5 protein-coding genes, 22 tRNA genes and 1 rRNA gene are annotated in these 7,026 nt (G+C 54.1%); 27 read left to right on the forward strand and 1 reads right to left on the reverse strand.

What is annotated here, in order from left to right; translation table 11 throughout:
* Window positions 1-8: 8 nt before the first annotated feature.
* The 27 genes from EV586_RS16850 (at window position 9) to rrf (ending at window position 6,180) form a co-directional block, all read left to right on the forward strand.
* On the forward strand, window positions 9-749 hold the full coding sequence (locus tag EV586_RS16850) for a DUF881 domain-containing protein (RefSeq protein ID WP_132946281.1): 741 nt from the start codon (window positions 9-11) through the stop codon (window positions 747-749).
* Window positions 746-1,105, forward strand: coding sequence for a small basic family protein (locus tag EV586_RS16855; RefSeq protein ID WP_132946282.1), 360 nt, complete (start codon window positions 746-748; stop codon window positions 1,103-1,105). The genes EV586_RS16850 and EV586_RS16855 overlap by 4 nt, the downstream gene beginning before the upstream one ends.
* 117 nt (window positions 1,106-1,222) lie before the next feature.
* Window positions 1,223-2,452, forward strand: coding sequence for a cell division protein FtsA (gene ftsA, locus EV586_RS16860; RefSeq protein ID WP_132946283.1), 1,230 nt, complete (start codon window positions 1,223-1,225; stop codon window positions 2,450-2,452).
* Between the two features lie 56 nt (window positions 2,453-2,508).
* Window positions 2,509-3,585: a cell division protein FtsZ gene (gene ftsZ / locus EV586_RS16865; protein WP_132946284.1), complete on the forward strand. Its 1,077-nt coding sequence runs from the start codon at window positions 2,509-2,511 to the stop codon at window positions 3,583-3,585.
* A gap of 200 nt (window positions 3,586-3,785) precedes the next feature.
* Window positions 3,786-3,877: transfer RNA gene (locus tag EV586_RS16870), tRNA-Ser, on the forward strand.
* A gap of 2 nt (window positions 3,878-3,879) precedes the next feature.
* A tRNA-Lys gene (locus EV586_RS16875) sits at window positions 3,880-3,955 on the forward strand.
* 19 nt (window positions 3,956-3,974) lie between these two features.
* A tRNA-Arg gene (locus EV586_RS16880) sits at window positions 3,975-4,051 on the forward strand.
* Window positions 4,052-4,056: 5 nt separating this feature from the next.
* Window positions 4,057-4,133: transfer RNA gene (locus tag EV586_RS16885), tRNA-Glu, on the forward strand.
* A 1-nt stretch (window position 4,134) separates the two neighbouring features.
* A tRNA-Val gene (locus tag EV586_RS16890) sits at window positions 4,135-4,210 on the forward strand.
* A 22-nt stretch (window positions 4,211-4,232) separates the two neighbouring features.
* Window positions 4,233-4,308: transfer RNA gene (locus EV586_RS16895), tRNA-Met, on the forward strand.
* 3 nt (window positions 4,309-4,311) lie between these two features.
* Window positions 4,312-4,388: transfer RNA gene (locus EV586_RS16900), tRNA-Asp, on the forward strand.
* 70 nt (window positions 4,389-4,458) lie between these two features.
* Window positions 4,459-4,534 (forward strand) — tRNA-Lys (locus EV586_RS16905).
* Window positions 4,535-4,553: 19 nt separating this feature from the next.
* Window positions 4,554-4,630 (forward strand) — tRNA-Arg (locus EV586_RS16910).
* 8 nt (window positions 4,631-4,638) lie between these two features.
* A tRNA-Ala gene (locus EV586_RS16915) sits at window positions 4,639-4,714 on the forward strand.
* 138 nt (window positions 4,715-4,852) lie between these two features.
* A tRNA-Gly gene (locus tag EV586_RS16920) sits at window positions 4,853-4,927 on the forward strand.
* Between the two features lie 7 nt (window positions 4,928-4,934).
* Window positions 4,935-5,011, forward strand: a tRNA-Ile gene (locus EV586_RS16925).
* Window positions 5,012-5,030: 19 nt separating this feature from the next.
* Window positions 5,031-5,123 (forward strand) — tRNA-Ser (locus EV586_RS16930).
* A 4-nt stretch (window positions 5,124-5,127) separates the two neighbouring features.
* Window positions 5,128-5,204, forward strand: a tRNA-Met gene (locus EV586_RS16935).
* Between the two features lie 18 nt (window positions 5,205-5,222).
* A tRNA-Gln gene (locus EV586_RS16940) sits at window positions 5,223-5,297 on the forward strand.
* A 4-nt stretch (window positions 5,298-5,301) separates the two neighbouring features.
* A tRNA-Glu gene (locus EV586_RS16945) sits at window positions 5,302-5,378 on the forward strand.
* A 1-nt stretch (window position 5,379) separates the two neighbouring features.
* Window positions 5,380-5,455, forward strand: a tRNA-Val gene (locus tag EV586_RS16950).
* Between the two features lie 22 nt (window positions 5,456-5,477).
* Window positions 5,478-5,553: transfer RNA gene (locus EV586_RS16955), tRNA-Met, on the forward strand.
* A gap of 3 nt (window positions 5,554-5,556) precedes the next feature.
* Window positions 5,557-5,633 (forward strand) — tRNA-Asp (locus EV586_RS16960).
* Window positions 5,634-5,653: 20 nt separating this feature from the next.
* A tRNA-Phe gene (locus EV586_RS16965) sits at window positions 5,654-5,729 on the forward strand.
* A 109-nt stretch (window positions 5,730-5,838) separates the two neighbouring features.
* Window positions 5,839-5,913 (forward strand) — tRNA-Gly (locus tag EV586_RS16970).
* A 7-nt stretch (window positions 5,914-5,920) separates the two neighbouring features.
* Window positions 5,921-5,997: transfer RNA gene (locus EV586_RS16975), tRNA-Ile, on the forward strand.
* Window positions 5,998-6,063: 66 nt separating this feature from the next.
* Window positions 6,064-6,180, forward strand: a 5S ribosomal RNA gene (rrf, locus tag EV586_RS16980).
* Window positions 6,181-6,222: 42 nt separating this feature from the next.
* Here the strand turns inward: rrf and EV586_RS16985 are convergent.
* Entirely contained in the window at window positions 6,223-6,702 is a 480-nt protein-coding gene (locus tag EV586_RS16985) for an NUDIX domain-containing protein (protein WP_132946285.1), read from the reverse strand.
* Window positions 6,703-7,026: the final 324 nt, after the last annotated feature.

The raw sequence follows: 7,026 nt of genomic DNA on the forward strand, positions 1-7,026 counted from the left end.
GAGAGCCAGTGAAACTTAACAATAAGATCACCCTTGCGCTGGTATCGACGCTGCTTGGCGTTATGATGACCGTTCAGTTCACTTCGATCAACCGCCCGAAACTGGATTCCAGCGCGGCAGTCGACACCCTGCAGCTGACGACCGAACTCAATCAGGAGACGGAGCGCCAGCAGTTTCTGCGCAGGCAAATCCGCGAGACAGAAGCGAAGGTGCGAGGTCTGGAAAGCCAAAAAGGCAACCAGAGCCAACTGGTGCGCACGCTCGCCGAAGAGCTGGAACAGGTCAAAAAGCAGGCCGGGATGAGCGAAGTGAAGGGCAACGGGATCATCGTGACGATCGAAGACGATTTTGATCTGATCGCAGTCAAAGATTCGTACAACCTCTCGCTATACCGCTCACTGCTCGGTGATTATCTATTTCGTGTTGTCAACTACTTAAAAGGCAATGAAGCCAAAGCGATCTCCGTCAACAATCATCGCATCGTTTCCTTCAGCTCAATCCGCTCGATCGATGAGAACAATCTGCAGGTGAACACCGTGATGGTGTCCCCGGACAAGGTGATGATCAAGGCGGTTGGCAATGTGGATCAGATGAAGGTCGGCTTGAGCATCTTCCCGCAGCCGTTTGCGGAGATGGGCAAGAAGATCACGGTGAAAGAAGTCGATGACGGCACGCTCGTCATTCCGCCGTATGATGATGACGCGGTGCAATATCAGTATGCGCATCCTGAAGGGGAGAAGAAATTATGATCTGGATTCCGGTCATTGGTTTGATGCTTGGCGTGTTTATTGGACTTTCCTTCAATCTGACGGTGCCGCTGCAGTACAGCAGCTACTTGTCGATCGCGATTCTGGCGGCGCTGGACACCGTTTTCGGCGGTATCCGCGCCAGCCTTGAGCGCCATTTTGACAGCAGCGTGTTCATCAGCGGTTTCTTCTTCAACACCCTGCTGGCCGCCCTGCTCGCCTTCATCGGGGTGCAGCTCGGCGTCGATCTGTATCTGGCGGCTGTATTCGCTTTTGGGGTGCGTTTGTTCAACAACATTGCGGCCATTCGTCGTTTGATGGTAACCCGTTCCCGTAAACACCCTGAAAAAACTTTATAAAGCCCAGAACTTTTTTAGAGAAAATCGTTCCGAAAAAAAGGGAATCGACACGAGACGTTGAATTTAAAAACTGGTATAAAGAAATAGTTTGGCATAGTACTAGGGAGGTGCCACCGCTTGACAAACGGCGATATCATCGTCAGCTTAGACATAGGAACATCCAAGGTGCGGGCCATTATTGGCGAAGTGACTGGCACGGAGATACAGATTATCGGCGTTGGCTCTGCTGACGGTGACGGTATACGTAAAGGTGCAATTGTTGATATAGATAAGACTGTTCAATCCATTCGCGCCGCGATCGATCATGCGGAGCGTATGGTCGGCATTCAGATCTCGTCTGCGTACATCGGCATCTCTGGCAATCATATCTCCCTTCAAAGCAGCCATGGCGTTGTTGCCGTCAATTCTCCGAACCGCGAGATCGGCGACGAGGACATCGACCGCGTGCTGCAAGCTTCGCGAGTCATCGCGCTCCCACCGGAGCGTGAGATTATCGATGTGGTCCCCAAAGGCTACGTTGTAGATGGTTTGACAGATATCTCAGATCCCCGCGGCATGATCGGGGTGCGTCTTGAGGTTGATGCTTATATCATCACCGGTTCCCGCACCGTCATTCACAACCTGGTGCGCTGCGTGGAACGGGCAGGCATTCAGATTGCCGGGCTTGTGCTCGCCCCGCTGGCGGCTGGCACTGTCGCTTTGACGGGCGATGAGAAAAAGCTCGGGGTCGGCTTGATCGATCTCGGTGCCGGACAGACGACCGTTTCGGTCTTTAAGGAAGGCATTTTGGAGGCGACGACTGTGCTTCCGGTCGGCGGCGACCATGTCACCAACGACATCGCGATCGGTCTGCGCACGCAGACGGAAGCGGCGGAAGGCATCAAATTGCGCAATGGCTGCGCGCTCGTGAACGAAAGCGTACCGGATCACACTTTTAAAGTATCCCGCGTTGGCGGAAACGCCGACAAAGAATTCTCTCAAGTCGATCTGGCCCACATCATCGAACCCCGCATGCAGGAGATCTTCATGATGGTGCGCCAAGAGCTGGAGAAGATGGGCTACAAAGAGTTGGCGGGGGGCTATGTGCTCACCGGCGGCGGTGCGAACCTTCCGGCGGTGGACAAGCTCGCAGAGATCGAACTCGAATCTTCTGTGCGCGTGGCGATTCCGGAGTTCCTCGGCGTCAAAGACGCTTCGTTCATCAACGGTGTCGGGATCATTCGCAATGTAGCGCACAACTTTACGAACAAGGTGGAAGTTGCAGCTGCAGCGCCGCGTCGTAAAGCCGGCGGCAACGGCGGCGGCTTTGTCGACAAGATCAAGAACTGGTTTAACGAGTTTATCTAAGAATCAGCACATTTTGTAACAACTTGGGTTTAGTTAGTGAGGAGGAACAAGGATATATGTTGGAGTTCGATCTCGATGTAGAGGCTCTGGCTCAGATAAAGGTCATCGGCTGCGGCGGCGGCGGATGCAACGCAGTCAATCGAATGATTGAAGCGGGTATCAAGGGCGTGGAGTTCATTACTGTCAACACCGATGCACAAGCTCTGCACCTCTCGAAAGCAGAACATCGCCTGCAAATCGGCGAAAAACTCACGCGTGGACTTGGCGCAGGTGCGAACCCTGAGATCGGCAAGAAAGCAGCGGAGGAAAGCAAGGAACTGATCATGAACGCGCTGCGCGGCGCTGACATGGTCTTCGTAACCGCAGGCATGGGCGGCGGTACTGGCACCGGTGCGGCGCCTGTCGTCGCAGAGATCGCGAAGGAGCTCGGAGCGCTGACGGTTGGCGTTGTTACCAAGCCGTTCACCTTCGAAGGCCGTCGCCGCATGAACCAGGCGGAAACGGGCATCGCAAACCTCAAAGAAAAAGTCGACACACTGATCGTCATCCCGAACGACCGTCTGTTGGAGATCGTTGACAAGAACACCCCGATGCTGGAAGCGTTCCGCGAAGCGGATAACGTGCTGCGTCAAGGTGTTCAAGGCATCTCCGACCTGATCGCCGTTCCGGGCCTGATCAACGTCGACTTTGCAGACGTCAAGACCATCATGACGGAACGCGGTTCCGCGCTGATGGGGATTGGTGTACACTCCGGCGAGAACCGTGCGGCAGAAGCGGCGAAGAAGGCGATTTGCTCGCCGCTGCTCGAGACCTCGATCGACGGCGCACGCGGTGTCCTGATGCATATCGCAGGCGGCACCAACCTGTCTCTGTTCGAAGTCAACGAGGCGGCCGATATCGTCTCTTCGGCAGCCGACCCGGAAGTGAACATGATCTTTGGTGCTGTGATCAACCCGGATCTGAAAGATGAGATCGTGGTGACGGTGATCGCGACCGGTTTTGAGCACAAGGAGCGCCCGGCACAGCCGAAGCCCCAGCTCAACAAGACCGACATCAAGTCGTTTGGCACTGGCAATAACGCGAGCTCGGACAATCTCGACATCCCGGCGTTCCTGCGTCGCAACAACCGCTAGTACATGTATGGAGACTCCTTTCGCAGGAGTCTCTTTTTTTGTAGATGGGGGAGCTAATGTGGTGAAAAGGTTAGGATGAATGACCTTATCTTGTGAGACAAGCTGTTTTGCTCGAATATGGGGTGCATAAAGCTTTGAATTGGCGGGTCGGAACATGATATATTAATACCTGTCGCCGCGAGAGACACGCGGTGAGACACGGAGGAATGTCCGAGTTCGGTCGAAGGAGCTTGACTCGAAATCAAGTAGGCGGGTAACCGTCTCGGGGGTTCGAATCCCTCTTCCTCCGCCAGTGAGCCATTAGCTCAGTTGGTAGAGCAACTGACTTTTAATCAGTGGGTCGAAGGTTCGAGTCCTTCATGGCTCACCACTGTTTTTCAAATGAATACGTGCCCATAGCTCAGCTGGATAGAGCGTTTGACTACGAATCAAAAGGCCGGGAGTTCGAATCTCTCTGGGCACGCCATTGATGGCTCGTTGGAGAAGCGGCTTAACTCACCGCCCTTTCAAGGCGGCATTCACGGGTTCGAATCCCGTACGAGTCACCATGGAGGTTTAGCTCAGCTGGGAGAGCATCTGCCTTACAAGCAGAGGGTCGGCGGTTCGATCCCGTCAACCTCCACCAATTTTAAAAACTTAATCATTGTCGCGGGGTGGAGCAGTTGGCAGCTCGTCGGGCTCATAACCCGAAGGTCGCAGGTTCGAGTCCTGTCCCCGCAACCACATGGAGCTGTGGTGTAGTGGCCTAACATGCCCGCCTGTCACGCGGGAGACCGCGGGTTCGAATCCCGTCAGCTCCGCCATTTTTACAAGGTAGCCCAGCTAAGAACGCGACGTCCTGTCGCAACGCTGGACACCGTGCATCCTGTACGTGAGCCATTAGCTCAGTTGGTAGAGCAACTGACTTTTAATCAGTGGGTCGAAGGTTCGAGTCCTTCATGGCTCACCACTGTTTTTCAAATGAATATGTGCCCATAGCTCAGCCGGATAGAGCGTTTGACTACGAATCAAAAGGCCGGGAGTTCGAATCTCTCTGGGCACGCCATTGACTCTGGGGGTATAGCTCAGTTGGTAGAGCACCTGCCTTGCAAGCAGGGGGTCAGCGGTTCGAATCCGCTTATCTCCACCATTTTAGGAAGTTCAGCTAAAAGCGCGACGTCCTGTCGCGAAGGAAGCCCAGCTAAAACCGCGACGTCCTGTCGCGAAGGAAGCCCAGCTAAAACCGCGACGTCCTGTCGCAACGCTGGACACGGTACATCCTGTACGTGCGGAAGTGGCTCAGGGGTAGAGCATCGCCTTGCCAAGGCGAGGGTCGCGGGTTCGAATCCCGTCTTCCGCTCCAATAAGAAGGGCCCATAGCTCAGTTGGCTAGAGCGCACGACTGATAATCGTGAGGTCGGAAGTTCGAATCTTCTTGGGCCCACCATTTCAATACTTTATCTTCTGGAGAGATGTCCGAGTTTGGTCGAAGGAGCACGATTGGAAATCGTGTAGGCGCCTAAAACGTCTCGGGGGTTCGAATCCCCCTCTCTCCGCCATGATGGCGGCGTAGCTCAGCTGGCTAGAGCGACCGGTTCATACCCGGTAGGTCGGGGGTTCAAGTCCCTCCGCCGCTACCATATTCGAAAAGTAGAAGTTGGGGTGTCGCCAAGCGGTAAGGCAACGGACTTTGACTCCGTCATGCGAAGGTTCGATCCCTTCCACCCCAGCCAAGAAGGCTCGTTGGAGAAGCGGCTTAACTCACCGCCCTTTCAAGGCGGCATTCACGGGTTCGAATCCCGTACGAGTCACCATGGAGGTTTAGCTCAGCTGGGAGAGCATCTGCCTTACAAGCAGAGGGTCGGCGGTTCGATCCCGTCAACCTCCACCAATTTTTAAAACTTAATCATTGTCGCGGGGTGGAGCAGTTGGCAGCTCGTCGGGCTCATAACCCGAAGGTCGCAGGTTCGAGTCCTGTCCCCGCAACCACATGGAGCTGTGGTGTAGTGGCCTAACATGCCCGCCTGTCACGCGGGAGACCGCGGGTTCGAATCCCGTCAGCTCCGCCATTTAAAATGAATAGAAACATGGCTCGGTAGCTCAGTCGGTAGAGCAGAGGACTGAAAATCCTCGTGTCGGCGGTTCGATTCCGTCCCGAGCCACCATTTAAGGAAGTTCAGCTAAAAGCGCGACGTCCTGTCGCAACGCTGAACAAAGGTAGCCCCGCTAAGAACGCGACGTCCTGTCGCAACGCGGGATGCATACATCCTGTATGCGGAAGTGGCTCAGGGGTAGAGCATCGCCTTGCCAAGGCGAGGGTCGCGGGTTCGAATCCCGTCTTCCGCTCCAATAAGAAGGGCCCATAGCTCAGTTGGCTAGAGCGCACGACTGATAATCGTGAGGTCGGAAGTTCGAATCTTCTTGGGCCCACCAACAAGGTAGATCGACTAAGATCAGCGACGTCCTGTCGCAACATCGATCGACCGTACATCCTATATGTCTAGTGATAATGTCGCAGAGGTCACACCTGTTCCCATCCCGAACACAGAAGTTAAGCTCTGCAGAGCCGATGGTACTTGGACCGCAGGGTCCTGGGAGAGTAGGACGTCGCTAGGCAATATAAAGACCCGTTCCGTTATGGAACGGGTCTTTTTGCTTTTATAAGCGAATCCACACCGGCGATTCCTCAATGTTGATTCCCATATACACAGTGCTCTCTTGCTCATGCGCGAGGTAATGCTCTAACATCTTGCGATTGGTCGGGATCAAGTCCTTCTCGAACCACTCCGAACGCGAGATCCACTCTAAATGCCCTTCGTCCGTTTGGATGATCTCTTTCGTCGTTGTCCGGCCGAAGTAGACATACAGTTGCCGCAGCTCATCATCCAGGTGACGCATGATGATATAACGCAGGCTCAAGCCTTCGATCTGCTCTTGCACGATGCCTGTCTCCTCATGAATCTCCCGCAGCACCGCCGCTCTCAGATCCTGATGCTCGTGAGCTTCGATGCTGCCGCCGACGCCTGACCATTTGTTGGGCCAGATCTTTTTGTGTGCGCCGCGATGGATCATCAGCACATCGTCGCCATGAAAAAGAAAGGCGAGGTTCATCGGGCGAATCTTATCGATACAAGTCAACGCTTTCACTCCTATTCTGTCGTGCTAACTCGATTCGCTAAGTAAAGGCATGATCCTTCTGCTCGTTTGTTTCAATTTGTTCGGCAGGCTGAATTGAGAGTGTAGAGGGAAGATGATAAGATAGTCCTTGTCGCCGCGAGAGACGCGGTGATCAAGAGGAAGAAAAAATCACCAGTTGCATTCTACAATGCAGCGTGGTATATTAAGAAACGTCGCTTCGGCGGCACACGATTGATCCTTGAAAACTAAACGAGTGTTACAGAGATGAGATACGAGTCAAGATACAAGCTTTTCAACTTTTATTGAGAGTTTGATCCTGGCTCA

The organism is Tumebacillus sp. BK434 (assembly GCF_004340785.1).
Lineage (GTDB): Bacteria > Bacillota > Bacilli > Tumebacillales > Tumebacillaceae > Tumebacillus_A.

Bases quoted from the DNA above. Each gene is read 5' to 3' on its own strand.
- EV586_RS16855 (WP_132946282.1), top strand. From the start codon at position 746: ATGATCTGGATTCCGGTCATTGGTTTGATGCTTGGCGTGTTTATTGGA.
- ftsZ (WP_132946284.1), top strand. From the start codon at position 2,509: ATGTTGGAGTTCGATCTCGATGTAGAGGCTCTGGCTCAGATAAAGGTC.